We start from the raw sequence: 25,687 nt of genomic DNA, 5'->3' as shown, positions 1-25,687 counted from the left end.
ATCAATGGGAGTGTCTTGTGGAAATTGCCTGTCTCGACCTGGAAGGGGTACTGGTTCCGGAAATCTGGATCGCCTTCGCCGAAAAAACCGGTATTGAATCCCTGCGGGCCACCACCCGGGACATTCCCGACTACGACGTGCTGATGAAGCAACGCCTGCGGATTCTCGACGAGCACGGCCTCAAACTCTCCGACATCCAGGAAGTGATCACCACCCTCAAGCCGCTGGACGGCGCCATTGACTTCGTCAACTGGCTGCGCGAGCGCTTCCAGGTAGTGATTCTGTCGGATACGTTCTATGAGTTTTCCCAGCCGCTGATGCGCCAGTTGGGCTTCCCGACCTTGCTCTGCCATCGGTTGATTACTGACGAGAATGATCGGGTGGTGAGTTACCAGCTGCGTCAGAAAGATCCCAAGCGTCAGTCGGTGTTGGCCTTCAAGAGCCTGTACTACCGAGTGATTGCTGCCGGGGATTCCTACAACGACACCACCATGCTGGGTGAGGCCGACCAGGGCATCCTGTTTCACGCACCGGAGAATGTGATTCGAGAGTTCCCGCAGTTTCCGGCGGTGCATACGTTTGAGGATTTGAAGCGGGAATTCATCAAGGCGTCGAATCGGCCGTTGAGCCTGTGATTCTCTGGTGATGGGAAGCGAATAGACCTACGAACTTTGTAGGCTTCAATTTTGTGTCGAGGGGGCAAGCCCCCTCGCCACAGGGTATTTGGTTACAGCCCTTCCAGGGTTTCCAGCAACACCCGCACCTTGGTCATCGACTCTTGATACTCCGCCTGCCACTCGGAGTCGGCGACAATCCCGCCACCGCCCCAGCAACACACCTGACCATCCTTGACCAACAAGCTGCGAATGGCGATGGAGCTGTCCATCTCTCCGCGCACGTCCAGGTACAACAATGAGCCGCAGTACAGCCCGCGCCGGGTCGGTTCCAGTTCGTCAATAATCTGCATCGCGCGAATCTTCGGCGCGCCGGTGATCGAGCCGCCGGGGAAGCTGCCGGCGATCAGGTCCAGGGCGTCCTTATCAATCGCCAATTCGCCAGTGACGCTGCTGACCAGGTGGTGAACGTTGGGATAACTTTCCAGGCTGAACAACTCTGGCACCTTCACCGAGCCAGTGCGGCAGGTGCGGCCCAGATCGTTGCGCAGCAGGTCGACGATCATCAGGTTTTCTGCACGATCCTTGGCGCTGGCCAGGAGCTCGGTGGCGTTGGCGGCGTCTTCGCTGGGTGTCAGCCCGCGCGGGCGCGTGCCCTTGATCGGCCGGGTTTCTACCTGGCGTTCGCTGACTTTGACGAAACGCTCGGGCGACAAGCTCAGTACCGCGCCATCGTCCGGCAGGCTCTGGAACCCCGAAAACGGCGTCGGACAGGCTTCGCGCAGAGCGCAATAAGCCACCCACGGATCGCCGATGCAAGGCGCGCGAAAGCGTTGGGCGAAGTTGACCTGATAGCAGTCGCCAGCCTGGATGTAGTCCTGGATGCGGGCCAGGGCCTGTTCGTACTCTTCGGCGGTCAGGTCCGGGGTCATTGCGCCGTGCAGTTTGAAGGTGGCGGGCGCACTGACGGCGGGTTGGCTGAATAGTGTCGTCAGGCGTTGCCGCTCGCTTTCGCTGAGTTTGGGGTGAAACACCAACTGGCTGGTAAGCGCCTGATGGTCGCTGATCAATGCCCAGGCATACAGGCCAAAGCGCGCATCGGGCAGGCGCAGATCATCCACGGCCTGATGCGGCAGCTGTTCCAGGTGGCGGCCAAAGTCGTAGCTCAGGTAACCAATCAGTCCGCCGGCAAACGGCAGTTCATAAGGGGCGGGCAGGGAGGCTTCACCCAGTAGTGTCAGGTTCTCCCGCAGCCGTTGCAGGAAATCGCTGCCGCCTTCATCCGGCCAGACCGCCAATGTCGCTTCCGGCCAGGCACTGAGCAAATCATAGCGGCCACGCTCGGCACTCGGCCGGCCACTGTCCAGCAGCACCGCACCGGGGGCATGTCGAATCGCCGCGAAATACTCGGCAGGGTTGGCCCGGTAGGGCAGCGGGTGTACGGAACAGGTCAACATGCTGTGTGGATCAGCCTTGGGGGGTAGCTCCAAGCTCCAAGCTTCAAGCCACGAGTTAAATGACACAGCTGCTCTTTCTTGCAGCTTGCAGCTTGCCGCTTGTAGCTGCCTTTATCCTTCCACCGCCGGAATATGCCCAAACAGCTCCTGCGCAAACTTCACTCGTTCTTCAGGCGTTTCCGTCACGCCGGCCGCCTTCAGCTCTTCCAGTCGTGCTTCCACTGCGTGGGTACGCAAGGTCAGGCCGCAGTCGTTGGCGATCTGGATATTCAGCCCCGGTCGGGCATTGAGTTCCAGGATCAACGGACCTTTTTCCTGGTCCAGTACCATGTCCACGCCGATATACCCCAGCCCGCATAGCTCATAGCAGCCTGCCGCGAGCTTCATGAAGCCGTCCCAGTTGGGCAACTGCACGCCATCCACCGCGTTGGTGGTGTCGGGGTGTTTGGTGATGATGTTGTTCAGCCAGGTACCGCGCAGGGTCAGGCCGGTGGCCAAGTCTACGCCGACGCCGATGGCGCCCTGGTGCAGGTTGGCCTTGCCGCCGGACTGACGGGTCGGCAGGCGCAGCATGGCCATCACCGGGTAGCCCATCAGCACGATGATGCGGATGTCTGGCACGCCTTCGTAGCTGATGCTTTTGAAAATCTGGTCTGGGACCACCCGGTATTCGATCAGCGCGCGATCGCGGTGGCCGCCCAGGGAATACAGGCCGGTGAGGATGCTGGAAATCTGGTGTTCGATTTCTTCATGGCTGATGATCTTGCCGGACACCGTGCGATAACGGCCTTCAAAGCGGTCGGCAATCACCAGGATGCCGTCACCGCCGGCGCCCTGGGCCGGCTTGATCACGAAGTCGCTGCGCCCGCCGATGATCTCGTCGAGTTTGTCGATTTCCTTCTCGGTGGAGATCACCCCGTATAGCTCCGGTACATGAATGCCGGCGGCGATGGCCCGTTCCTTGGTGATGATTTTGTCATCGACGATGGGATACAGGCTGCGCTTGTTGTACTTGAGCACGTAGTCGGCGTTACGCCGGTTGATGCCCATGATGCCCCGCGCTTCCAGGGCCTTCCAGGTCTTCCAGAAGCCGAACATTACGAGTCAGCCTTGATGAAGGCCTTGAAACGCACCAGTTCGGTCAGGCGGTAGCCGCGATAACGACCCATGGCCAGCATAAAGCCCACCAGGATCAGCAGGATCGCCGGGAAGGTGAAGACGAAGTAGATCAACTCCGGCACGCTCATGATCAGGTGCGCCAGGGACGCGGCAAACAGCGTGCCGATCGCCACTTTCATGGCATGGCCGCCACCGCGCTCTTCCCAGGTAATAGACAGGCGTTCGATGGTCATGGTCAGGATCACCATCGGGAACAGCGCAACCGACAGCCCGCGTTCCAGGCCCAGCTTATGGCTGAACAGGCTGATGGCCGCGATCAGCACCACCACGAAGGTCAGCACCACCGACAACCTGGGCAGCATCTGCAGCTTCAAGTGTTCCAGGTACGACCTGAGGGATAACCCCAGCGCGGTAATAATGGTGAACAACACGATACCGAAGCCCAACTGCGTCTCACGGAACGCCAGGGCAATCAGCACCGGCGTAAACGTGCCCAGGGTCTGCAGGCCAATCAGGTTGCGCAGGATTAGGATCACCAGCACGCCAATCGGGATCATCACCATGATCATGAAGGTCTGCTGGGTTTGCAGCGGCAGGCCGTAGAGCGAGTATTCGAGGAAGTTGGCGTCAGTGTTTTCGTCGGTCAGCTTGGCCAGGCGAATGGCGTTCATTTCGCTGTTGTTCAGGCTGAAGGTCACCATGGCCTTCTTGCCGCCGTCGACGGTGATCAGGTTTTCGTCACCGGTCCACCACAGCAGGCGGTCAGAGGGCAGGCCTTGTTCGCCGGTGTCCGGGTTGAAGTACAGCCAGTCATTGCCATTGAAGCTGCGCAGCCACAGTTCCGGGGTTTGCGGCTGGTCGGCGACGAGGCGGATGGTGTGGACCTTTTCCACCGGCACGTGGGCGATGGACAGCAGCAGTTCGACAATCTTGGCTTTGTGCGGCGTCGAGGGGTCGCCCGCGAGCAGCAGCTTGACGTTGTCGTCGCTGAGGTTATTGGTGCGCTTGATGGCTTCGCTGATAAAGGTTTCGACGTCCGCCGAGTGCTGGCGGATTGGCGCAAGCAGGGCTTCGGCGGCGATTTTTTCCGGGCCTTCGACGGCGATGCTGTCGCGGAAAGTCGGGCCCTTGACCTTGATCTTCTCGCCGCTGTAGCGCTTGGTCAGCACCAGGCGGTAGTAGAGGGTCTGGTTACCCTTGGCGCGCCGCGCCGACCAGGTGACCTTGCGATTGCCGTCGACGCGATTGACGCTTACTCCGTAGTTATTGGAGATGAAGCTTTCATTGAGGCTGACGTAATCGCGGCTCAGGGGCGGCACGAACATCTGGATTTTCACCGGGTCCTTGGCGTTGGCGACGAACTCGACCTTGGCGTCGATGTTCCACAGGTCGTCGGTGGCATCTTCGGTCACCGGGATGCCCAGGACGAAAATCTGATAGGCCGTGATCGAAATGCCCAGCACCACCAGGACAGCGATCAGGATTTTCAGGTGCAGATTAAGAGCGCGCATTGGGATTACTCGGCGGTATGAGCGTCGGTGGCGCAGGCAGGTTTGCCCGCCGCGTATTTAAGACTGGGGTCGACCAGCGCATCAAAGCGTTTCAAGGCTTCGGAGCCGATCAGCAGTGGATATTGGAAAGCGCTGCGGTCAGTCAAGTTCACTTCGATGCTGCGTAAAGCGGTGCCCATGCAGATGTCCAGGGCAATCACTGGACGGGCGGTGTAGTTTTTGTCCTCATCGGGGTCGTAATCGCCGGCGCGGCGCTTGATCTTGCTGACGCGGGCCAGAGGACGTTCGATGGGGTGGGAGTGAGCGGTATCGATGGCGAGGTAGAAACGCACCCAGGATTCACCGTTGCGCTTGAAACGCTTGATGTCGCGGGCACTCAGGGAGGCGGTCTTGGCGCCGGTGTCGAGCTTGGCGGCGACTTCCAGGTCAATGCCGGCCAGTTTGGCGTATTCATTGAGGCCATACACGGTCTTCTCGGCGGCAGAGCCAAGGCCCGGAATAAACAGTAGGCAAAACAATAGGGGGAAGGGCTTGAGTCTCATAAATCCTGAGGCGGTCAGTGCGATGTTTGATTCAAGGCGACTGGCATTGCTGCGCAAGCTCCCTCGTGCGCCTTTTCATCTTTGGATGTCAGGCAAATACGGCGGGCATTCTAGCATGAAGGTTTTCTGACGCCAGCGCTGGCAGGCGGCCATGCCCTGATAAAGAGTAAGGAGGGTTATTAGACGATTGTCGACAATGTTTATTTAATCTTTGACTATTTTGGGTTGATTGGCTAGTTTTTGCGGCATTGCTTTTAAAGGTGTCGACAATATGCTGGATCAGCTGGAAATTCCGGTCGCGGCGCAGGACGATTCCCAGACCATGTCGGAGAACGTCTTCCGGCGAATCCAGGCCGCCATCGTCAAGGGCGAAATCGCCCCCGGCAGCAAGATCTCCGAGCCGGAGCTGGCGCGCACTTACGGTATCAGCCGTGGCCCGCTACGCGAGGCGATTCACCGCTTGGAAGGCCAGCGCCTGCTGGTGCGCATCCCCCACGTGGGTGCGCGGGTGGTTTCCCTCAGCCAGGCCGAACTGGTGGAACTCTACGAAATCCGCGAGTCCCTGGAAGGCATGGCTTGCCGGCTGGCTGCCGAGCGCATGACCGACGAAGAGATCGAGGAACTACGCCAGGTACTGCACACCCACGAGCGCGATGCGGCGTTCCAGGCTGGCGTCGGCTACTACCAGCAGGAAGGTGACTTCGACTTCCATTACCGGATAATTCAAGGCGCCGGCAATCGCACCCTGACCCAAATGTTGTGCGGCGAGCTGTATCAGTTGGTGCGCATGTACCGCATCCAGTTTTCCGCTACCCCCAATCGTCCACGCCAGGCCTTTGCCGAGCATCACCGGATACTTGACGCGATTGCCGATCGCGACGGTGAACTGGCCGAGTTGTTGATGCGTCGTCATATCGGCGCGTCCAAACGCAATATCGCGCGTCATTTCCCGGACAGCGCCCACCAGACAGCCACTCCACGAGGTGAGTCATGAGTTCCAACAACAAGAGCACTCCAGGCCAGCGCTTTCGCGATGCCGTCGCCAGCGAGCATCCGCTGCAAGTCGTTGGTGCGATCAACGCCAACCATGCCTTGCTGGCCAAGCGCGCCGGGTTCAAGGCGATTTACCTGTCCGGTGGCGGGGTGGCCGCAGGCTCCCTCGGCGTGCCGGACCTGGGCATTACCAGCCTGGATGACGTGCTGACCGACGTGCGCCGAATCACCGATGTCTGCGATCTGCCGCTGTTGGTGGATGTCGACACGGGTTTCGGCTCTTCGGCGTTCAACGTGGCGCGCACCGTCAAGTCGATGATCAAGTTCGGCGCGGCGGCGATCCATATTGAAGACCAGGTGGGCGCCAAGCGTTGCGGTCATCGCCCTAATAAAGAAATCGTCTCCCTGCAGGAAATGGTCGACCGCATCAAGGCCGCGGTCGACGCTCGCACCGATGACAGCTTCGTGATCATGGCCCGCACCGACGCCCTGGCCGTCGAAGGCCTGGAATCAGCCCTGGAACGTGCCGCCGCGTGCATCGAGGCCGGCGCCGACATGGTCTTCCCTGAAGCCATCACCGAACTGGACATGTACAAGCTGTTCGCCGCCCGCGTGAAGGCGCCGATCCTTGCCAACATCACCGAATTCGGCGCCACCCCGCTGTACACCGTCGAACAGTTGAAATCTGCCGATGTTTCCCTGGTGCTGTACCCGCTGTCGGCATTCCGGGCCATGAACAAGGCCGCCGAAAACGTCTACACCGCGATCCGTCGCGACGGCACCCAGCAGAACGTGATCGACACCATGCAAACCCGCATGGAGCTTTACGATCGCATCGACTACCACACCTTCGAGCAGAAGCTCGACGCGCTGTTTGCCGCCAAGAAGTAATGGTCCAAGCGCTTTTTCAGTAAAGAGCCTAATAAATACAAGATTGGAGATAACCATGGCTGAAGCAAAAGTATTGAGTGGCGCTGGCCTGCGTGGCCAGATCGCCGGGCAGACCGCACTGTCCACCGTGGGCCAGGCCGGCGCCGGCCTGACCTATCGCGGCTACGACGTGCGCGAACTGGCCGCCGACGCGCAGTTTGAAGAAGTCGCCTACCTGCTGCTGTACGGTGAACTGCCGACCAAAGCCGAACTTGCTGCCTACAGCGCCAAGTTGGGCAAGCTGCGTGACCTGCCGCAAGCGCTGAAAGAGGTGCTGGAACGTATCCCCGCCGACGCCCACCCAATGGACGTGATGCGCACCGGTTGCTCGTTCCTGGGCAATATCGAGCCGGAGAAAGACTTCAGCGTGCAGCACGACATCACCGACCGCCTGCTGGCCGCGTTCCCGGCGATCATGTGCTACTGGTATCGCTTCAGCCACGAGGGTTTACGCACCAACTGCGTGACGGATGAGGCCTCCATCGGCGGCCACCTCCTGCACTTGTTGCATGACAAGAAGCCGAGCGAGTTGCACGTCAAGGTCATGAACGTCTCGCTGATTCTCTACGCCGAGCACGAATTCAACGCCTCCACCTTCACCGCACGGGTCTGTGCCTCGACCCTGTCGGACCTGTATTCCTGCGTCACCGCCGCCATTGGCTCCCTGCGCGGCCCGCTGCACGGCGGCGCCAACGAAGCGGCGATGGAGATGATCGAGCGTTTCTCTTCACCGCAAGAAGCCGTCGAAGGCACCCTCGGCATGCTGGCGCGCAAGGACAAGATCATGGGCTTTGGCCACGCGATCTATAAAGACAACGACCCGCGCAATGAAGTGATCAAGGGCTGGTCGAAAAAACTCGCTGACGAGGTAGGCGACACGGTGTTGTTCCCGGTTTCCGAAGCTATCGACAAGACCATGTGGGAACAGAAGAAACTGTTCCCCAACGCCGACTTCTACCATGCTTCGGCGTACCACTTCATGGGTATCCCGACCAAGATGTTCACGCCGATTTTCGTCTGCTCGCGCCTGACTGGCTGGGCGGCTCATGTGTTCGAACAGCGTGCCAACAACCGCATCATCCGTCCGAGCGCCGAATACACTGGCGTCGAACAGCGCAAGTTCGTGCCAATCGAACGTCGCTGAGCAGTGGAAACCTGGAAGCGCTGGTTTTTCGGTTTGGAACCGGCCTTCTGTAGGAGCGAGCTTGCTCGCGAAGATCGTGAGAGCGATGCGTTCATTCAGGACGCCCGCGTCATCATTAACGACCATCGCGAGCAAGCTCGCTCCTACAGGGAGCCGTGTTCATCTAGGCCAATGCCACAGGTTCACGCTGTACACCTTACCGTGACCGAGTCCTACCCATGAACACTGAACACCGCAAACCACTGCCCGGCAGCCGACTGGAATACTACGACGCCCAAGCGGCCGTCGATGCAATCACCCCCGGCGCCTACGCCACCTTGCCGTACACCTCCCGTGTGCTGGCAGAAAACCTCGTGCGCCGCTGCGACCCGGCGACCCTCAACGCGTCCCTCGGCCAACTGATCGACCGCAAGCGCGACCTCGACTTCCCGTGGTTCCCGGCCCGCGTGGTCTGCCACGACATTCTCGGCCAGACCGCCCTGGTGGACCTCGCCGGCCTGCGTGACGCCATTGCCCTGCAAGGCGGCGACCCGGCCCAGGTCAACCCGGTGGTGCCGACCCAATTGATCGTCGACCACTCCCTGGCCGTGGAAAGTGGCGGTTTCGACCCGGACGCTTTTGAGAAAAACCGCACCATCGAAGACCGCCGCAACGAGGACCGTTTCCACTTTATCGAGTGGACCAAAAAAGCCTTCAAGAACGTCGACGTGATCCCGCCGGGCAACGGCATCATGCATCAGATCAACCTGGAGAAAATGTCTCCGGTGATCCAGGTGCGTGACGGCGTGGCCTTCCCCGATACGTGCGTCGGCACCGACAGCCACACCCCTCACGTGGACGCCCTGGGCGTGATCGCCATCGGCGTTGGTGGCCTGGAAGCCGAGAGCGTGATGCTCGGCCGCGCCTCGTGGATGCGCCTGCCGGAAAGCGTCGGCGTGGAGCTGACGGGCAAGCTGCAACCGGGCATCACCGCCACCGACATGGTGCTGGCGTTGACCGAGTTCCTGCGTCAGCAAAAAGTCGTCGGCGCCTGGCTGGAGTTCTTCGGTGAAGGTGCGTCGAAGCTGACCCTGGGCGACCGCGCCACCATCTCCAACATGGCTCCGGAATACGGCGCCACGGCGGCGATGTTCTACATCGACCAGCAAACCATCGCTTACCTGAAACTCACTGGCCGTGAAGACGAACAAGTCACCCTGGTGGAGCAGTACGCCCGCCACACCGGCTTGTGGGCCGACAGCCTCAAAGGCGCGCAATACGAGCGCGGGCTGACCTTTGACCTGTCCTCCGTCGTGCGCAACATGGCCGGCCCGAGTAACCCTCACGCTCGTGTCGCCACCAGCGACCTGGCGGCCAAGGGCATCTCCGGGCAGTGGGACGATGTGCCAGGGCAAATGCCCGACGGCGCGGTGATCATTGCCGCTATCACCAGTTGCACCAACACCAGCAACCCGCGCAACGTGATTGCCGCAGGCCTGCTGGCGCGCAACGCCAATAAATTGGGCCTGGAGCGCAAGGCGTGGGTCAAGTCGTCCCTGGCGCCGGGCTCCAAAACGGTGGCCATGTACCTCGACGAAGCCGGGTTGACCACGGAGCTTGAGCAACTGGGTTTTGGTGTAGTGGGATTTGCCTGCACCACCTGCAACGGTATGTCCGGCGCGCTGGACCCGGTGATCCAGCAAGAGATCATCGACCGTGACCTGTACGCCACCGCCGTATTGTCGGGTAACCGCAACTTTGACGGACGGATTCACCCGTACGCCAAGCAGGCATTTCTCGCTTCTCCGCCGCTGGTAGTCGCCTACGCCATTGCTGGCACCATCCGTTTTGACATCGAAAAGGACGTGCTGGGCCTGGACGCCAATGGCCAGGAAATCCGCCTGAAAGACATCTGGCCCAGCGACGAAGAAATCGACGCGGTGGTCAAGGCGTCGGTCAAGCCGGAGCAGTTCCGCCAGGTCTATATTCCGATGTTCGCCATCCACGAAGACACCGGTCCGAAAGTCGAGCCGCTGTATGACTGGCGCCCGCAAAGCACCTATATCCGCCGCCCGCCGTACTGGGAAGGCGCGCTGGCCGGTGCCCGTCCGCTCAAGGGCATGCGCCCGCTGGCGGTGCTGCCGGACAACATCACCACCGATCATCTGTCGCCGTCCAACGCCATCATGTTGGACAGCGCCGCTGGCGAATACCTGGCGAAAATGGGCTTGCCGGAAGTCGACTTCAACTCTTACGCAACCCACCGTGGCGACCACCTGACCGCCCAGCGCGCCACCTTCGCCAACCCGAAGTTGTTCAATGAAATGGTCGTCGAGAACGGCAAAGTCAAACAGGGCTCACTGACGCGCCTGGAGCCGGAAGGCAAGGTCACGCGGATGTGGGAAGCGATCGAAATCTACATGGAACGCAAGCAGCCGCTGATCATCATTGCAGGCCAAGACTATGGCCAGGGTTCGTCCCGGGACTGGGCAGCCAAAGGCGTGCGCCTGGCCGGTGTCGAGGCGATTGCCGCCGAAGGTTTCGAGCGTATCCACCGTACCAACCTGGTGGGCATGGGCGTGTTGCCGCTGGAGTTTTTCCCCGGCACTGACCGCAAGACGCTGGGTATTGATGGCAGCGAAACCTATGACGTGATCGGCGAGCGCACCCCGCGCGCCACGCTGACGTTGGTGATCAACCGCAAAAATGGCGAACGCGTCGAGGTGCCGGTGACTTGCCGCCTCGACACCGCTGAAGAAGTGTCGATCTACGAGGCGGGTGGCGTATTGCAACGTTTTGCCCAGGACTTCCTGGAATCGGCAGTGACCGCCTGACAACTGTGGCCGGGGTTTATACCCCGGCCCATGAGGAAAACCATGGCACACGTACCTCAGATCAAAATCCCCGCCACCTACATGCGTGGCGGCACCAGCAAGGGTGTATTTTTCAGCCTCAAGGACCTGCCCGAATCGGCCCAGGTGCCCGGCGCGGCCCGCGATGCCTTGCTGCTGCGAGTGATCGGCAGCCCAGACCCTTACGACAAGCAAATCGACGGCATGGGCGGCGCCACGTCCAGCACCAGCAAAACCGTGATCCTCGCCAAAAGCACCCGTGCTGATCACGATGTGGATTACCTGTTCGGCCAGGTTTCCATCGACAAGCCTTTCGTCGACTGGAGCGGCAACTGCGGCAACCTGTCGGCGGCGGTGGGTTCCTTCGCCATCAGCAGCGGCCTGATGGACGCCGCACGCACTCCCCACAACGGCGTGGCCGTGGTGCGGATTTGGCAGGCCAATATCGCCAAGACCATTATCGCCCATGTGCCGATCACCAACGGCGCGGTGCAGGAAACCGGTGACTTTGAACTGGACGGCGTGACCTTCCCTGCGGCTGAAGTGCAGCTGGAGTTCATGGACCCAGCGGCGGAAGAAGAGGGCGGTGGTGGGTCGATGTTCCCTACCGGCAACCTGATCGACGACCTGGAAGTGCCCGGTGTCGGTACCTTCAAGGCCACACTGATCAACGCCGGGATTCCCACCATCTTCATCAACGCCCAGGACCTGGGCTACACCGGTACCGAGTTGCAGGGCGCGATCAATAGCGATCCGAAAGCCTTGGCGATGTTCGAGACCATTCGTGCCCACGGTGCGTTGCGTATGGGCTTGATCCAACATCTGGACGAAGCGGCCAAACGTCAGCACACGCCGAAGGTGGCGTTTGTGGCGCGACCTGCGGACTATGTGGCGTCCAGCGGCAAGGCGATTGCAGCGGGCGATGTCGATCTGCTGGTGCGGGCGCTGTCCATGGGCAAGTTGCACCACGCGATGATGGGCACCGCAGCGGTGGCCATTGGCACGGCGGCGGCGATTTCCGGGACTTTGGTCAACCTTGCAGCGGGTGGTGTGGAACGCAGCGCCGTGCGCTTTGGACATCCGTCGGGTACCTTGCGCGTTGGCGCTGAAGCCAGCCAGATCAACGGCGAATGGGTCGTGAAAAAAGCCATCATGAGCCGCAGTGCGCGGGTGTTGATGGAAGGCTTCGTCCGTGTCCCAGGCGATGCTTTCTAAACTTTAATCACGCCTAATCAGAGTGAGTTGAACATGAGCGCCAACGTCGACCAGAACAACCGCCCCGACTACGACCAGGTCCTGCAGGACATCGCCGACTACGTCTTGAACTTCAAGATCGATTCCCGTGATGCCCTGGACACCGCCCGCAACTGCCTGATGGATACCCTCGGTTGCGGCCTGTTGGCCCTGCGTTTCCCGGAATGCACCAAGCACCTGGGACCTATCGTCGAGGGCACGGTGGTACCGTTTGGCGCTCGCGTACCGGGCACCTCGTTTCGCCTGGACCCGGTCAAGGCCGCCTGGGACATCGGTTGCATCGTGCGCTGGCTTGACTACAACGACACCTGGCTCGCCGCCGAATGGGGGCATCCATCCGATAACCTTGGCGGCATCCTTGCGGTGGCCGATCACCTTTCGCAAAAACGTGTGGCGCAAGGTGACGTACCGCTGACCGTGCGGGCGGTGCTGGACGCGATGATCATGGCCCATGAAATCCAGGGTGTGATCGCCCTGGAAAACTCCTTCAACCGCGTCGGCCTCGACCACGTGCTGCTGGTGAAAATCGCCTCCACTGCCGTCACCGCCAAGCTGATGGGCGCCAACCGCGAGCAACTGCTGTCGGCGCTGTCCCAGGCCTTTGTCGATGGCCAGGCCTTGCGCACTTATCGCCATGCGCCGAACGCTGGGTCGCGCAAGTCCTGGGCGGCGGGCGACGCATCAAGTCGCGGTGTGCGCCTGGCGGACATTGCCATGCGCGGTGAGATGGGTATTCCCGGTGTATTGAGCGCGCCGCAGTGGGGCTTTTACGACGTGCTGTTCAGCCATACCAACAAGGACCTGGCGCTCAAGCCCGAAGACAAGCGCGCCTTCAGCCTGTCCCAGCCCTACGGCACCTACGTGATGGAAAACGTGTTGTTCAAGATCAGCTTCCCGGCCGAGTTCCATGCCCAGACGGCCTGTGAAGCGGCGGTGACCTTGCACCCGCTGGTCAAAAAACGCCTGCACGAGATCGACCGAATCGTCATCACCACCCACGAGTCGGCGATTCGCATCATCTCCAAGGTCGGTCAACTGGCCAACGCCGCCGACCGCGACCACTGTATCCAGTACATGACTGCCGTTCCCCTGGCGTTTGGCAACCTGGTGGCCGAGCAGTACGAAGATGATTTCCACGCCGCCCATCCGATCATCGATGAACTGCGCGAGAAGATGGAGATTGTCGAAGACCCCCGCTACAGCCTGGATTATCTCGCGCCCGACAAGCGTTCGATTGCCAATGCCTTGCAGGTGTTCTTCAAGGACGGCTCCAGCACCGAACAAGTGGTGGTGGAATACCCGATTGGCCATCGCCGTCGTCGGGTGGATGGAATTCCGTTGCTGGAAGACAAGTTCAAGGCCAACCTGGCGACGCGGTTTACCGCCCAACGCAGCGCCGAGATTTTTGCCTTGTGCAAGGATCAGGTGAGGCTTGAAGCGACGCCGGTAAACCGGTTTGTGGACCTGTTCGTGATCTGACCCCTGACCATTCCCACGCGCTGCGTGGGAATGGCGTGGATGTTATTCAAACCGCAAAATCACCCTTCGATTGTGTTTGCTCTTCTTCTCGATTTTCTCGCAATACACCCGGCCGATTTCCTCGGTGTTGATCACATGGGTGCCGCCACACGGCTGGATATCGATTCCGGCAATTTCAATCACTCGCACCGCGCCCTGGATCACGGGTGGCGCCACGGCTTGAGTGCGGGTGATCTGCAGTAATGTCGAGTACTCCGAGGCCGCCATCGACAGTGTCTTGACCTCGTGGGCCTGTTCGATCAGTGCGTTGAGGTCGCGGGTGATGGTGTCTTTATCGAGGGTCATTTCCGGCAGGTCGAAATCCAGGCGGCCCTTGTCAGCGCTGATGCTGCAACCGGTCACCGGCGCATCGATGATCGAACACAACAGGTGCAGGCATGTGTGCATTTTCATGTGTTGGTAGCGCCGTTCCCAGTCCAGGCTGGCATCTATCTCCACTCCGGCGCTCAACTGCTCGGGGCGATGCTCCACCTGATGCCAGATGATCGAGCGCAGCACCGGATCGCGTACCGTCCCAGTGACGTCCACCCGCGTGCCGTCCGGCAGAGTGAAGTAGCCGGTGTCTCCCGGTTGCCCTCCGCCGGTGGGATAGAACAGCGTGTGTTCCAGGGCGATGCCGTGTTCACTCACAGCGATCACCCGGGCACTGAAGGCGTTCTGGTAGGGCGCGCTGTCGAACAGCGCCAGGGTTTCCATTGTGTGCACGGACATGTTCAACCTCCGACGATCAGTGGGCTGACTTGCAGCAGGTGCCGAACCATTGCGCTCAAGCCAGGGGGGGAAAGCAGGGTGATCTCAAACTCGGGCCCGCACACTTTCAGGTTCAGTGGCAGGCGTGGCGGGTGCGCAGGTGTCTCGAGGGTGTGCAGGCGAAACTGCAGGTGATGGCGCTCCTTGATCGTGGGCTCCAGCATCAGGCCGGGCAGGGGGTGAAAGTCGGCGTCCAGCACCGTGACCTTGTGGCTGGCGTTGACTTCGCCCACCACGTGCAGGCGTTCGTCCAGGGCGAAGGCACCGAGATAATTGCTGTGGTCCGACTCATCGTTTTTTTGCAGTTGGATCTGGTTGACCACCTTGACCTTGGTGTCCGCCGGCACGTCCTGGGTGATGACGCATGAGGGGCTGATAAACACGTTGTCGCCGATCAGCACATAGCCGAGCACCCGCGCTCCGGAACCGACCTCGACGTTGTTGCCCAGGCGTGGATGGCGCTTACCGTCAGGGTTGTTGGCGATGCCCCGGGCGCCGAGGGTCACGCCGCAGAGGATGTAGCAGTCGTTGCCGATCTCGCAGGTCTCGCCAATGACCGTGCCGTAGCCGTGGTCGAGCACAAAACGCCGGCCGATCCGCGCTGCCGGGTGGATCTCGGCGCCGGAAAGGATCTTGCCCTGGTTGCTCAGCGTCAGTGCAATGGCTGAAAACACGCCGTTGGACTGGTCGGGGAAATTCCACACCAGGTGCGCCAACCGGTAGTACAGCACCGCCTTGAACGAGGCGTAGGACTCCAGGATCAGTTCACTGCGACCACGGGACGCAGGGTCGCGCCAGGCGTAGGCGATCAAGTCCTCGGCCACCGCCTGCGCCGCCGTCTGGATCAGCGGCGCCAGATGGTCTTGCAACTGCTGCATCTGCGTCGGCGTGAGGGTCTTGATGAGGTGGGTGAACAACTCATCGTGCAGCTGTTGCATGTCGATAAAGCTTCCCATGGATGGCACCCCCCGTAATTTTGTTATTCGAAACAGGGCAGATAACTGTCGGCACTGTCGTAGACCATGGTCAGTACGACGGTGTCGGTAGGCAGTTCCGGCGCGAGCTTGGCGATGGCCACCATGTTGGCCGCCGACGACAGCCCCAGGCTGATGGCGTCGGTGCGCATGATGCGTTTGATCATCTCCAGGCATTCTTCCCGCGAGACCTTGAGCATGCCGTCAATCACCGCCAGGTTGAGAATGCTCGGGATCAAACCGATGGACAGGCCCTGGATATGGTGCGGGGCGTGGCGGTCGTTGAGCAGGTCGCACTCCTCCGGTTCCACCCCCATCACTCGAATCGCCGGCCAGGTGGTCTTGAGGGTTTCGCCGATACCGGTGATATGGCCGCCGGTGCCGATGCCGCTGACGAAGTAGTCCACCCGCAGTTCGCCAAAGGCGCGGATGATTTCCCGGGCGGTGGTGTCGCGGTGGGTTTGCGGGTTGGCGCCGTTACGCTGCTGGTTGAGCATCACGTAGCTGGGGTTTTCCAGTTGCAGTTCCATGCACTTTTCGCCGTGGGAGTTGTTACCCAGGCGGCTATCCGACAGCACCACCTTGGCGCCATACAGGCGCAGCAGTTTTTGCTTTTCCGGGCTGTAGTTGTCGGGAATCACCAGCACCACTTTGTAGCCCAGCACATTGCCGGCCATCACCAGGCCAATCCCGGTGTTGCCACCGCTGGGCTCGATGATGGTTTGCCCCGAACCACGGTTCAGGATGCCCCGGCGTTCCGCGTCGAGGATCATCCCCAGGGCGATGCGCGCCTTGTGACTGCCTCCTGGGTTGAGGGATTCAAGCTTGGCGTAGACCTCAATGCCGAGGTCTTCGGAAAACTGTTCCAGACGCACGATGGGCGTATGGCCAATGGCGTCGAGTATCGAGTTATGCAACATCAGATAGGAGCCCATGGCCGGTAGTCAGTACAAAGGCATGTCGGGTTCGACGTCGCGAACCCAATGTTTCATGCCGCCCTCCAGCACGCGGGTGTTGGTGAAGCCGGCGGCCAGCAAGGTGCTGGCTGCCTGCTCAGCCCTGATCCCGGCGTAGCAGATCAGATAGTGGGTGTTGTCCCGGCTCAGGCTGTCGAGCTGGCCGTCGAGTTCGGCCAGGGGAATGTGGACCACACCGGGTAATTTGCAGACTTCCAGTTCGCTGGCATCGCGTACGTCCAACAGCACGTCGGCGCTGCGCTGTTGTTCCAGCAGTTGCTTGAGCATGCGCGGTTTGATGTAGCGCTCTTCGGCAAGTGTTGGGGCGGCGCTCACCGCGTCGGCACATGCGGCGGCTGCCGGTTGCTCACTGTGGCGTAGCTCGGAGCAGCACGGGCAATCGGCACGGCGCTTGAAGCGAATTTCGCTGAATTTCATCGCCAGGGCATCAAAGCGCATCAGCCTGCCCGACAAAGGCTCACCAATACCAATCAGCAGCTTGATCGCCTCGGTGGCCTGGATCATCCCGACCACGCCAGGCAGCACGCCAATCACCCCACCAGCGCTGCAGTTGGGCGCCAGTTCGGCCGGTGGCGCATGGGGGAACAGGCAGCGATAGCACGGCCCGCCCTGGTAGTTGAGCACGCTGATCTGCCCGTCGAAACGGTAGATGGCGCCGTACACCAACGGCTTGCCCAACTGCACGCAGGCGTCGTTGATCAGGTAGCGGGTTTCAAAGTTGTCGGTGCCGTCGATCACTAGGTCATAGGCACCGACCAGCTCCATAGCGTTGTCGGCGTTGAGCGCGGTGTTGTGGGCGTTGATCTGGATGTGGCGGTTGAGGTCCTGCAAGCGCTGCTTGGCAGATTCGACCTTGGGCATGCCCAGCGTGCTGTTGCCGTGGACGATCTGGCGTTGCAGGTTGCTGCTTTCCACCACGTCGAAATCCACCAGCCCCAGGGTGCCGATGCCGGCCGCTGCCAGGTACAGGCTGATGGGTGAGCCCAGGCCGCCGGTGCCGATGATCAGCACCTTGGCCTTTTTCAGGTTTAGTTGGCCTTTACGACCGACGCCGGGCAGGGTGATGTGGCGCACGTAACGCTGCACTTCTTCATTGCTCAGTGGGTCGATGTCCATGCCGCCGGAGGTGGCGAGTATGACTTCGATCTCAGTGGATTTGACCAGCTTGTCATCGGGCTCAAGCAACTCTCCATTGGCGGTGTAGAGGAAATGTTCCTTGAGCTGATCGTTCTTGTGCTTCAGGTGTTCGTGCAGTTGTGGATAGCGTTCACACAGACTTTCAATGACTTCGCGCAATGTCGATCCGGCACCCTCAAGGGTCGATCCTGGCAACTTGGCCACGCGGACCAGAATGTCGGGGAAAGAGACAGCGTTCATGTACAACTCCGTTTGCAGGTCGTTGAAGGGGTTGCGGGCGAAGCGGTTGCCGTCCCAGGCAAACAGCTTGGAACCCTGGGCCTTGCCCTGGCGGACATCCACCACCAGGTAGCTGACGGGATAGATAGGTTCTCCCATGAACAGGGCCTTGTCCTGGTCCTCGTCGCTGAAGTAGGCACCGACATCTGGGTGGGAGTGGTAGATCACGACCACCGGGTTATTGCTGTGAAAAGCCTTGTTCATCATCAGCGTGTTGGCCACCGAAAAGGTGTAGCCGTTGGCTGCGCTGCGTGGGTAAACCTGGGGATTCTTGCGGTGCAGTTCATTCTGGATATTGCTGCCCAGGTATACGCTGCCGTCGGCGAAGACGAAGCCGCAGCACTCATCGGGATACGTGCTGGCGGCGTGGGCGTAGATTTGTTCCAGGGCGTTGGGGCGGAGGACGTCCATGTTTCTCTCGCGTTGGTGGAAGGTCAATTTTTCTTGGCCAGGAGCTTTTCTATCGGCAGCTTGGTGATCGCAAAGCCGACCAGCAGGATCGCCGAGTACAGCATCAAGTCCTTGGAGATTTCCACGCCTTCGTACCAGGCGCCGATGATCACGGCGAACACCGGGAAGATGATGAAGACAAAGGACAGGATGATCGGGCTCAGGCGCTTGAGCAGCATGAAATAGACGATAAACCCGCCGACCGAGGCCACCAGCCCGAGGTAGAACAGCGCGCTCCAGGAGCGCAGGGTGATGTCGTCGAAGGTCGGGGTTTCAAACCACAGGCCTGCGACAAATAGCATCAACCCGGCGATGCCAATGGGCAGGGTGTTGTAGGTGATAACACTGATGGCGCTGCCTTTTTGCTTGGTGATGACGTAGCACAAGGCATGCATGATCGCCGCGGTCAGAATCGCCAGCACGCCAAAGAGCTCGGCATGGTCCAGGTGCAGGCCCTGGCTCTTGATGATCATGTACAAGCTGGCGAAACCGATGCCGATCCCGACCACTTGGGAAAAGTAGATGCGCTCACGTAGAAACAGCGCTGAGAAGATCAGGATAAATACCGGCATGCAGCTGAACAGTAGGGCTGTAAGGCCGGAGGAGACATGCATCTCGCCGTAGTTGAGCAGGTAATAGGGAATGCTGAAGTAGGAAAGGGTCACGAACACGAAGAACCAGCGGCTTTCTCGCGGGAACAGGATCGGCTCGCGCCGCACCCAGGCGAAACACAGGAACAGCGGGAAGGCGATCAGGAAGCGCAGGCCCGCCGACGTCAGCGGCGGCACGCTTTCCACGGCAATCTTGATCCCCAGCCAGGTGGTGCCCCAACTCAGGCAGACAATGAGAAACATCACGCTGGTAATCAAACCCGCCAGCCACTGCTTGTGAGTTTTTGTTTTTTCAGCGTTTTCTAGAACGGCGGACATTGGCATCGTGACATTGCTTCCCTGTGACGGAATTGACCTCTATATTGAGAGCCTTAATCCGGTGATTGAACCCGTAAAAGCACACTATTAGGGCGAATGATGGCTGTCAAAACAAATATTGACATGGTGTCAATTATGCGAGAAGGGCTGTCCAGCGGTCAGGGCGTGAAGTACAAACGCCTGTCCGATGTCATGGAGCGCGGCATTCTTGAAGGCTTGATCGAGCCGGGGCGAAAACTGCCGCCCCATCGGGTGCTTTCCGACAATCTCGGGGTAACCATCGGCACCATCAGCCGAGCCTATGGCGAACTGGAACGTCTCGGGCTGGTAGTGGCGCGGGTCGGTGACGGAACCTTCGTGCGCAAGCGTGGGATGGAGCGTCAGCGCGATGAAGGCTTTCGCAACTTCAGCGACGAGCCGCGCCAGTACTTCGACATGAGCCGCAACATGCATATCCCTGGGCAGGAAACGGCATTCCTGGCGCAGAGCTTTCAAAGCCTGGCGGGCAATGCCAAGTTTCTGCAGGACATCAGCGCCTACACCCCGGATGCCGGGTTGCCCCGCTATCGTGCCGCTGGTGCGCGCTGGCTGATCCAGCAGCAATTCACTCCGATTCCCGAGCAGGTGATCTGCGTCAACGGCGGCCAGCATGGCTTGCTGTGCGCGATGATGGCCTTGTTGCGGGCCGGCGATACGGTGGTCACTGAGCAGTTGACCTATCCTGGGCTGATCACCGCCGCGCGAATGCTCGGGGTACGCTTGATCGGCTTGGAAATGGATGAAGAAGGCTTGCTGCCCGGGGCGCTGGATGACGTCTGTCGCAACCACCGGATATCGGCGTTGTACTGCACACCGACCATCCAGAATCCGACCACGGCGGTACTGTCAGTCGCCCGCCGGGAGGCGCTGGTGAAGGTGTGCCGTGAACACAACCTGCTGATCCTCGAAGACGAAGCCCATGGCGTACTGGTGGAAGACCGTCCGCCCCCCCTCAGCCATTTCGCCCCGGAACGTACGATCCTGATCAGTAGCCTGAGCAAGGCGGTGTCGGCGGGATTGCGGGTTGGTTACGTGCATGCACCGCCGGCGCTGGTCAGTCGCATCTCCGCCGCTTTGCGCTCCACCTGCTGGATGGCTACGCCGGTGACCCTGGAATTGGCGACCCAATGGATCGAAAACGGTACGGCGGACCATTTGCTGCGCCAGCAGATCAGCGAGATCAGCCGGCGCAAGGCCCTGGTCGAAGATCTGTTGGTCGGCTTGGAATACCGCACCCATCTCAACAGCCCGCACTTCTGGATCGAAGTCCCTGAGCCGTGGCGAGCGTCGGAAATAGAGGCCGAGCTCAAGCAGAACAATTACCTGATTGCCACCGCCGAGGCATTTGCTGTCGGGCAGACGGCGGTGCCGCAGTTTATTCGGGCGAGTATCTGCAATACATCGGGGGATGATCAGTTGTTGCGTGATGGGTTTGATGCGCTGGCGACGGCGTTGGGGCAGGGCGGTGGGCGGTTTTGTCTGTGAGCTACCTGTGGCGAGGGTGCAAGCCCCCTCGCCACAGGTAGTTCAGGCAATGAACATCACTTGAACCGCCGCTCAACCCCTTTTTCCACCAAAATTTTCGCCGAAATCTCTTCCACCGAAAAATGCGTGGAATTAATGTGCGCAATATTCTCCCTGCGGAACAAATTTTCCACTTCGCGCACTTCGAACTCGCACTGTGCGTAGCTTGAATAGCGGCTGTTGGGCTTGCGCTCGTTGCGGATGGCGGTGAGGCGGTCCGGGTCGATGGTCAGGCCGAATAGCTTGTGCTGATGGGCGCGCAGGGCAGCCGGCAGTTGCAGGTGCTCCATGTCATCTTCGGTCAGCGGGTAGTTGGCCGCGCGAATGCCGAATTGCATGGCCATGTACAAGCAGGTGGGCGTTTTGCCGCAGCGGGACACGCCCACCAGGATCAGGTCGGCCTTGTCGTAGTAGTGGGTGCGGGCGCCATCGTCGTTGTCGAGGGCGAAGTTCACTGCCTCGATCCGCTCCATATAGTTGGTGTTGTGGCCAATGGAATGGGACTTGCCCACCGAGTATGAGGAATCTTCACTCAACTCCTGCTCCAGCGGCGCCAGGAAGGTGGAGAAGATGTCGATCATGAAACCATTGGAGGTTGCTAGGATCTCACGAATGTCCTGATTGACGATGGTGTCAAAAATGATCGGGCGAAAGCCGTCTTTTTCGGCGGCAAGATTGATTTGTTGTACCATAGCCCGCGCTTTATCCACGCTATCGATATAGGGACGCGTGAATTTGGCGAAGGTAATGTTTTCGAACTGCGCCAACAGGCTTTGCCCCAGGGTTTCGGCTGTGATGCCGGTGCCGTCGGAGATAAAGAAAGCAGATCGTTTCATTTGAGCCTTGGGCCTTAAGCTGATGACGAATCTTGGATATGATAGGCGCGACTTTGCCGGCACCCAGTGGCCCGCATTCTCACTTATTTTCCAGGTCCAGGCCACAAGCGCAGGTGTTTGCTCCTATTGAGCCGCCGGCGTCCTGAGCTTTTCCAACATAGTTAGTGGAGAGATCACCTTGGTAGAGTACGTAGTTTCCCTCGATAAGCTCGGTGTCCATGATGTAGAGCATGTGGGGGGCAAGAACGCATCCCTGGGCGAGATGATTAGTAATCTTGCGGGCGCTGGTGTTTCAGTGCCCGGTGGCTTTGCCACCACCGCCCAGGCTTACCGTGATTTCCTCGAATTGAGTGGCCTCAACGATCAAATTCACGCGGCCCTCGATGCGTTGGACGTCGATGACATCAATGCCCTGGCCAAGACCGGCGCCCAGATCCGTCAGTGGATCATGGAAGCCGAGTTCCCCGAGAAGCTCAACGCCGAGATCCGCACTGCCTTCGCCACGCTGTCGGCGGGCAACCCGGACATGGCCGTCGCCGTGCGCTCCTCGGCCACCGCCGAAGACCTGCCCGACGCCTCGTTCGCCGGTCAGCAAGAGACCTTCCTGAACATTCGTGGTGTGGAAAACGTTATCCGAGCGGCCAAGGAAGTCTTCGCTTCGCTGTTCAACGACCGCGCCATTTCCTACCGTGTACACCAGGGTTTCGACCACAAGCTGGTGGCCTTGTCTGTCGGTGTACAGCGCATGGTGCGTTCGGAAACCGGTACTGCCGGCGTGATGTTCACCCTGGACACCGAATCAGGCTTCCGTGGCGTGGTATTCATCACCGGCGCCTACGGCCTGGGAGAAACCGTCGTACAAGGTGCGGTCAATCCGGATGAGTTCTACGTCCACAAGCACACGCTTGAAGCCGGTCGCCCTGCGATCCTGCGCCGCAACCTGGGCAGCAAGGCCATCAAGATGATCTACGGCGACGAGGCCAAGGCCGGTCGCTCGGTGAAAACCGTTGATGTCGACAAGGCCGAACGCGAGCGTTTCTGTCTGACCGACGCCGAAGTCAACGAACTGGCCAAGCAGGCGATAATCATCGAGAAGCACTACAAGTGCGCGATGGATATCGAATGGGCCAAGGACGGCGACGACGGTAAGCTGTACATCGTTCAGGCTCGCCCTGAAACCGTGAAGAGCCGCACCTCGGCCAACGTCATGGAGCGCTACCTGCTGAAAGAAACCGGCACCGTGCTGGTTGAAGGCCGTGCCATCGGCCAGCGCATCGGCGCTGGCAAGGTGCGGATCATCAAGGACGTGTCCGAGATGGACAAGGTCCAGCCAGGTGACGTGCTGGTCTCGGACATGACCGACCCGGACTGGGAGCCGGTGATGAAACGCGCCAGCGCCATCGTCACCAACCGCGGCGGGCGTACCTGCCACGCGGCGATCATCGCTCGTGAGCTGGGGATTCCAGCCGTAGTGGGTTGCGGCAATGCCACCCAACTGTTGAAAGACGGCCAGGGCGTTACCGTGTCCTGCGCCGAAGGCGATACCGGTTTCATCTTTGAAGGTGAATTGGGCTTCGACATCAAGCAAAACTCTATTGACGCCATGCCTGATCTGCCGTTCAAGATCATGATGAACGTCGGTAACCCGGACCGTGCTTTCGATTTTGCCCAGTTGCCGAACGCCGGTGTGGGCCTGGCCCGCCTGGAATTCATCATCAACCGGATGATCGGCGTGCACCCCAAGGCGCTGCTGAACTACGACGGCTTGCCGCAAGACATCAAGGACAGCGTCGACAAGCGCATCGCCGGCTACAACGACCCGGTAGGCTTCTACGTCGAGAAACTGGTGGAAGGCATCAGCACCCTGGCGGCGGCGTTCCACCCGAAAAAGGTCATCGTGCGCCTGTCGGACTTCAAGTCCAACGAATACGCCAACCTGATCGGCGGCAAGCTCTACGAGCCGGAAGAAGAAAACCCGATGCTGGGCTTTCGTGGCGCCTCGCGTTACATCAGCGAAGCCTTCCGTGACTGCTTCGAACTCGAATGCCGCGCCCTCAAGCGTGTGCGCAACGAGATGGGCCTGACCAACGTCGAGATCATGGTGCCGTTCGTGCGGACCTTGGGCGAAGCGAGCCAGGTGATCGACTTGCTGGCCGAAAATGGCCTGTCCCGTGGCGAAAATGGCCTGCGCGTGATCATGATGTGCGAGCTACCGTCCAATGCCATCCTGGCTGAAGAGTTCCTGGAATTCTTCGACGGTTTCTCCATCGGCTCCAACGACCTGACCCAGTTGACCCTGGGCCTGGACCGCGACTCCGGGATTATCGCCCACCTGTTCGACGAGCGTAATCCTGCGGTCAAGAAGCTGCTGGCCAACGCCATCCAAGCCTGCAACAAGGCCGGCAAGTACATCGGCATCTGCGGCCAAGGCCCTTCCGATCACCCCGACCTGGCCAAATGGCTGATGGAACAGGGCATCGAGAGCGTCTCGCTGAACCCCGATTCCGTGCTGGAAACCTGGTTCTTCCTGGCTGAAGGTCAAGCGCCGGCGTAAGCCGTAACATCAAAAGTGCCGGTCAATCGTAAGGGTTGGCCGGCATTTCTCATTCTGTACAGGGCGGAAATCCATCTGGACGCCGCCCTTTTTTGTGCAAGAGCATTATGCAAAGCAGCAGCAACCTGTTTCCCGTCGCCTTGATCAGCGCTGAGCGTCGTGGCGACCTGAGTGAAGATGTTTATCGTCTTAAACCCGGCAATAGCCCTGATGGCACCGTCGAGTTGGCCGTGACTCGCCTGGGCTTGGCCGATGCTCCGGAAAGCCGCGGCGTGCCGGTGGTTCTATTACATGGCAGCTTCTCCAACCGGCGTTTCTGGTATTCGCCCAAGGGCATTGGCCTTGGGGCTTATCTGGCGCGGCAGGGGTTCGATGTGTGGATACCGGAAATGCGCGGCCATGGCCTTTCGCGGCGCAATCAGGATTACGCCAAGAACCGCGTGGCCGACTATGCTCGTTACGATTTACCGGCCATTGCCGCGTTTGTTCGTGAACAAAGCGCGCAGATTCCGCACTGGATCGGCCATTCCCTGGGCGGGACGACCTTGGCGGCGGCATTGGGCGGTCATTACCTGGGAGCGCCGGCAGTGGCCTCTGTAGCGTTGTTTGGCTGCCAGGTCAGTCGGACTTATTGGCCATTGAAAATTCCTCCGGTGGAGTGGGGCGGGCGGTTCATTTTGAAGCGTTTTGCTCAGCTCTCCGGCTCACGTCTCAAGCGCGGCCCTGAAGACGAGCCCATCGGCCTGGCCCTGGAAAGCATGCGTTGGCACGGTTTATTCGGGCGCTTTGGCGACGCCGAGCGCGATTGGTGGAAAGGTTTGGCCGATGTGGACGTGCCGGTGCTTGCGGTAAGTGCTGCCGGCGATCATCAGGACCCGGCCTGGGCCTGCCGCAAGCTGTTCGAGCAAATGGGCTCCGAGCACCGTCAGTATCTGTGCCTGGGGCGCAAGCAAGGCTTTGCCGATGACTTCGGCCATGTGCAGATGCTGGTCAGCAAGGCGGCGCAGGCGCAGGTTTGGCCGCTGGTGCAGCGCTGGTTGAATGACCCGCTGGCACCGTTGGTCGCCGTGCAGCCCGAGGCGGTCGTGACAGTTTAAGGCAGAGGCTCTAACGGGGGCGTTTCGCTCGTCCGCGCTTACGGCTAAGATATGACGTCTTGTGCGGTTCCGGTCACATTCAGTCGTTGAGTGCGTGTTGTGTTCTTCGGCGGCGGGTCTGATCATTGCCGGCTTCAGGCTTAAAGATTCGTCGCTACGGTGCGTTTTCCTGATGTAACAGTGGATGTTCGACACCTTCTTTCCCCG

Annotated in this window: 20 protein-coding genes; 10 read left to right on the top strand and 10 right to left on the bottom strand. The window is 60.1% G+C overall.

Features of this window, described 5'->3' with window-relative positions; genetic code table 11:
- Positions 1-17: 17 nt before the first annotated feature.
- A complete protein-coding gene (gene thrH / locus ACZRKZ_RS22745) occupies positions 18-635 on the top strand; it encodes a bifunctional phosphoserine phosphatase/homoserine phosphotransferase ThrH (RefSeq protein WP_463969889.1) in 618 nt (205 codons plus the stop codon).
- A gap of 92 nt (positions 636-727) precedes the next feature.
- Here thrH and pabB read toward each other — a convergent pair whose 3' ends face one another.
- From pabB to rloA, 4 genes are all read right to left on the bottom strand, one after another.
- Complete coding sequence (gene pabB, locus ACZRKZ_RS22740; protein ID WP_463982803.1) at positions 728-2,071, bottom strand: aminodeoxychorismate synthase component I; 1,344 nt, start codon at positions 2,069-2,071, stop codon at positions 728-730.
- A gap of 111 nt (positions 2,072-2,182) precedes the next feature.
- The gene (locus tag ACZRKZ_RS22735; protein WP_463982802.1) at positions 2,183-3,169 is read right to left on the bottom strand and encodes an alpha-L-glutamate ligase-like protein; all 987 of its coding nucleotides are present in this window, start codon (positions 3,167-3,169) and stop codon (positions 2,183-2,185) included.
- On the bottom strand, positions 3,169-4,701 hold the full coding sequence (rloB, locus tag ACZRKZ_RS22730) for an osmotic stress tolerance membrane protein RloB (RefSeq protein ID WP_149412047.1): 1,533 nt from the start codon (positions 4,699-4,701) through the stop codon (positions 3,169-3,171). Before rloB ends, ACZRKZ_RS22735 begins: the two co-directional genes overlap by 1 nt.
- Before the next feature lie 5 nt (positions 4,702-4,706).
- Complete coding sequence (gene rloA / locus ACZRKZ_RS22725) at positions 4,707-5,243, bottom strand: retropepsin-like aspartic peptidase RloA (protein ID WP_149412046.1); 537 nt, start codon at positions 5,241-5,243, stop codon at positions 4,707-4,709.
- A 271-nt stretch (positions 5,244-5,514) separates the two neighbouring features.
- Here rloA and ACZRKZ_RS22720 point away from each other — a divergent pair, with 271 nt between their 5' ends.
- The 6 genes from ACZRKZ_RS22720 to prpD all read left to right on the top strand — a co-directional run bounded on the left by ACZRKZ_RS22720 (position 5,515) and on the right by prpD (position 13,874).
- Complete coding sequence (locus ACZRKZ_RS22720; protein ID WP_463969893.1) at positions 5,515-6,237, top strand: GntR family transcriptional regulator; 723 nt, start codon at positions 5,515-5,517, stop codon at positions 6,235-6,237.
- The gene (gene prpB / locus ACZRKZ_RS22715) at positions 6,234-7,127 is read left to right on the top strand and encodes a methylisocitrate lyase (RefSeq protein WP_133101695.1); all 894 of its coding nucleotides are present in this window, start codon (positions 6,234-6,236) and stop codon (positions 7,125-7,127) included. The genes ACZRKZ_RS22720 and prpB overlap by 4 nt, the downstream gene beginning before the upstream one ends.
- Before the next feature lie 55 nt (positions 7,128-7,182).
- Positions 7,183-8,310 carry a bifunctional 2-methylcitrate synthase/citrate synthase gene (gene prpC / locus ACZRKZ_RS22710; RefSeq protein ID WP_463982801.1) on the top strand — a complete coding sequence of 376 codons (1,128 nt, stop codon included), beginning with the start codon at positions 7,183-7,185 and terminating at the stop codon, positions 8,308-8,310.
- 218 nt (positions 8,311-8,528) lie between these two features.
- Complete coding sequence (gene acnD, locus ACZRKZ_RS22705; protein WP_463982800.1) at positions 8,529-11,123, top strand: Fe/S-dependent 2-methylisocitrate dehydratase AcnD; 2,595 nt, start codon at positions 8,529-8,531, stop codon at positions 11,121-11,123.
- Between the two features lie 42 nt (positions 11,124-11,165).
- Positions 11,166-12,356 carry a 2-methylaconitate cis-trans isomerase PrpF gene (prpF, locus tag ACZRKZ_RS22700; protein ID WP_463982799.1) on the top strand — a complete coding sequence of 397 codons (1,191 nt, stop codon included), beginning with the start codon at positions 11,166-11,168 and terminating at the stop codon, positions 12,354-12,356.
- 33 nt (positions 12,357-12,389) lie between these two features.
- Positions 12,390-13,874 (top strand): 2-methylcitrate dehydratase, encoded by a 1,485-nt coding sequence (gene prpD / locus ACZRKZ_RS22695; protein WP_463982798.1) that lies wholly within the window; start codon positions 12,390-12,392, stop codon positions 13,872-13,874.
- 42 nt (positions 13,875-13,916) lie between these two features.
- Here prpD and ACZRKZ_RS22690 read toward each other — a convergent pair whose 3' ends face one another.
- Genes ACZRKZ_RS22690 through ACZRKZ_RS22670 form a run of 5 tightly spaced genes read right to left on the bottom strand, consistent with a single transcriptional unit; the run spans position 13,917 to position 19,379 of the window.
- The gene (locus ACZRKZ_RS22690; RefSeq protein WP_463982797.1) at positions 13,917-14,645 is read right to left on the bottom strand and encodes an alanyl-tRNA editing protein; all 729 of its coding nucleotides are present in this window, start codon (positions 14,643-14,645) and stop codon (positions 13,917-13,919) included.
- A 2-nt stretch (positions 14,646-14,647) separates the two neighbouring features.
- A complete protein-coding gene (locus tag ACZRKZ_RS22685; RefSeq protein ID WP_463982796.1) occupies positions 14,648-15,640 on the bottom strand; it encodes a serine O-acetyltransferase in 993 nt (330 codons plus the stop codon).
- Positions 15,641-15,663: 23 nt separating this feature from the next.
- Positions 15,664-16,578, bottom strand: coding sequence for a PLP-dependent cysteine synthase family protein (locus tag ACZRKZ_RS22680; RefSeq protein ID WP_463982829.1), 915 nt, complete (start codon positions 16,576-16,578; stop codon positions 15,664-15,666).
- Between the two features lie 24 nt (positions 16,579-16,602).
- Positions 16,603-18,462 carry a molybdopterin-synthase adenylyltransferase MoeB gene (gene moeB / locus ACZRKZ_RS22675; RefSeq protein ID WP_463982795.1) on the bottom strand — a complete coding sequence of 620 codons (1,860 nt, stop codon included), beginning with the start codon at positions 18,460-18,462 and terminating at the stop codon, positions 16,603-16,605.
- A gap of 23 nt (positions 18,463-18,485) precedes the next feature.
- Positions 18,486-19,379, bottom strand: a complete 894-nt coding sequence (locus ACZRKZ_RS22670; RefSeq protein ID WP_463969982.1) for a DMT family transporter — start codon at positions 19,377-19,379, stop codon at positions 18,486-18,488.
- A 150-nt stretch (positions 19,380-19,529) separates the two neighbouring features.
- On the opposite strand from ACZRKZ_RS22670, the gene ACZRKZ_RS22665 reads away from it, so the two are divergent.
- Entirely contained in the window at positions 19,530-20,954 is a 1,425-nt protein-coding gene (locus ACZRKZ_RS22665) for an aminotransferase-like domain-containing protein (protein ID WP_463969900.1), read from the top strand.
- Between the two features lie 56 nt (positions 20,955-21,010).
- Here ACZRKZ_RS22665 and ppsR read toward each other — a convergent pair whose 3' ends face one another.
- On the bottom strand, positions 21,011-21,829 hold the full coding sequence (gene ppsR / locus ACZRKZ_RS22660; protein ID WP_463969901.1) for a posphoenolpyruvate synthetase regulatory kinase/phosphorylase PpsR: 819 nt from the start codon (positions 21,827-21,829) through the stop codon (positions 21,011-21,013).
- Positions 21,830-22,007: 178 nt separating this feature from the next.
- Here ppsR and ppsA point away from each other — a divergent pair, with 178 nt between their 5' ends.
- Both ppsA and ACZRKZ_RS22650 read left to right on the top strand, forming a co-directional pair.
- The gene (gene ppsA / locus ACZRKZ_RS22655; protein WP_463982794.1) at positions 22,008-24,383 is read left to right on the top strand and encodes a phosphoenolpyruvate synthase; all 2,376 of its coding nucleotides are present in this window, start codon (positions 22,008-22,010) and stop codon (positions 24,381-24,383) included.
- Positions 24,384-24,490: 107 nt separating this feature from the next.
- A complete protein-coding gene (locus tag ACZRKZ_RS22650; RefSeq protein WP_463982793.1) occupies positions 24,491-25,480 on the top strand; it encodes an alpha/beta fold hydrolase in 990 nt (329 codons plus the stop codon).
- Positions 25,481-25,687 lie beyond the last annotated feature (207 nt).

The organism is Pseudomonas sp. c313 (genome assembly GCF_055407145.1).
Note: the sequence above shows the minus strand (reverse complement) of the source record. Positions and strands in the feature narration are given on the sequence as shown.

Coding starts and splice junctions, on each gene's coding strand:
- pabB (WP_463982803.1), bottom strand. CDS start 2,071: ATGTTGACCTGTTCCGTACACCCGCTGCCCTACCGGGCCAACCCTGCC.
- ACZRKZ_RS22735 (WP_463982802.1), bottom strand. CDS start 3,169: ATGTTCGGCTTCTGGAAGACCTGGAAGGCCCTGGAAGCGCGGGGCATC.
- rloB (WP_149412047.1), bottom strand. CDS start 4,701: ATGCGCGCTCTTAATCTGCACCTGAAAATCCTGATCGCTGTCCTGGTG.
- rloA (WP_149412046.1), bottom strand. CDS start 5,243: ATGAGACTCAAGCCCTTCCCCCTATTGTTTTGCCTACTGTTTATTCCG.
- ACZRKZ_RS22720 (WP_463969893.1), top strand. CDS start 5,515: ATGCTGGATCAGCTGGAAATTCCGGTCGCGGCGCAGGACGATTCCCAG.
- prpB (WP_133101695.1), top strand. CDS start 6,234: ATGAGTTCCAACAACAAGAGCACTCCAGGCCAGCGCTTTCGCGATGCC.
- prpC (WP_463982801.1), top strand. CDS start 7,183: ATGGCTGAAGCAAAAGTATTGAGTGGCGCTGGCCTGCGTGGCCAGATC.
- acnD (WP_463982800.1), top strand. CDS start 8,529: ATGAACACTGAACACCGCAAACCACTGCCCGGCAGCCGACTGGAATAC.
- prpF (WP_463982799.1), top strand. CDS start 11,166: ATGGCACACGTACCTCAGATCAAAATCCCCGCCACCTACATGCGTGGC.
- prpD (WP_463982798.1), top strand. CDS start 12,390: ATGAGCGCCAACGTCGACCAGAACAACCGCCCCGACTACGACCAGGTC.
- ACZRKZ_RS22690 (WP_463982797.1), bottom strand. CDS start 14,645: ATGTCCGTGCACACAATGGAAACCCTGGCGCTGTTCGACAGCGCGCCC.
- ACZRKZ_RS22685 (WP_463982796.1), bottom strand. CDS start 15,640: ATGGGAAGCTTTATCGACATGCAACAGCTGCACGATGAGTTGTTCACC.
- ACZRKZ_RS22680 (WP_463982829.1), bottom strand. CDS start 16,578: ATGTTGCATAACTCGATACTCGACGCCATTGGCCATACGCCCATCGTG.
- moeB (WP_463982795.1), bottom strand. CDS start 18,462: ATGGACGTCCTCCGCCCCAACGCCCTGGAACAAATCTACGCCCACGCC.
- ACZRKZ_RS22665 (WP_463969900.1), top strand. CDS start 19,530: ATGGCTGTCAAAACAAATATTGACATGGTGTCAATTATGCGAGAAGGG.
- ppsR (WP_463969901.1), bottom strand. CDS start 21,829: ATGAAACGATCTGCTTTCTTTATCTCCGACGGCACCGGCATCACAGCC.
- ACZRKZ_RS22650 (WP_463982793.1), top strand. CDS start 24,491: ATGCAAAGCAGCAGCAACCTGTTTCCCGTCGCCTTGATCAGCGCTGAG.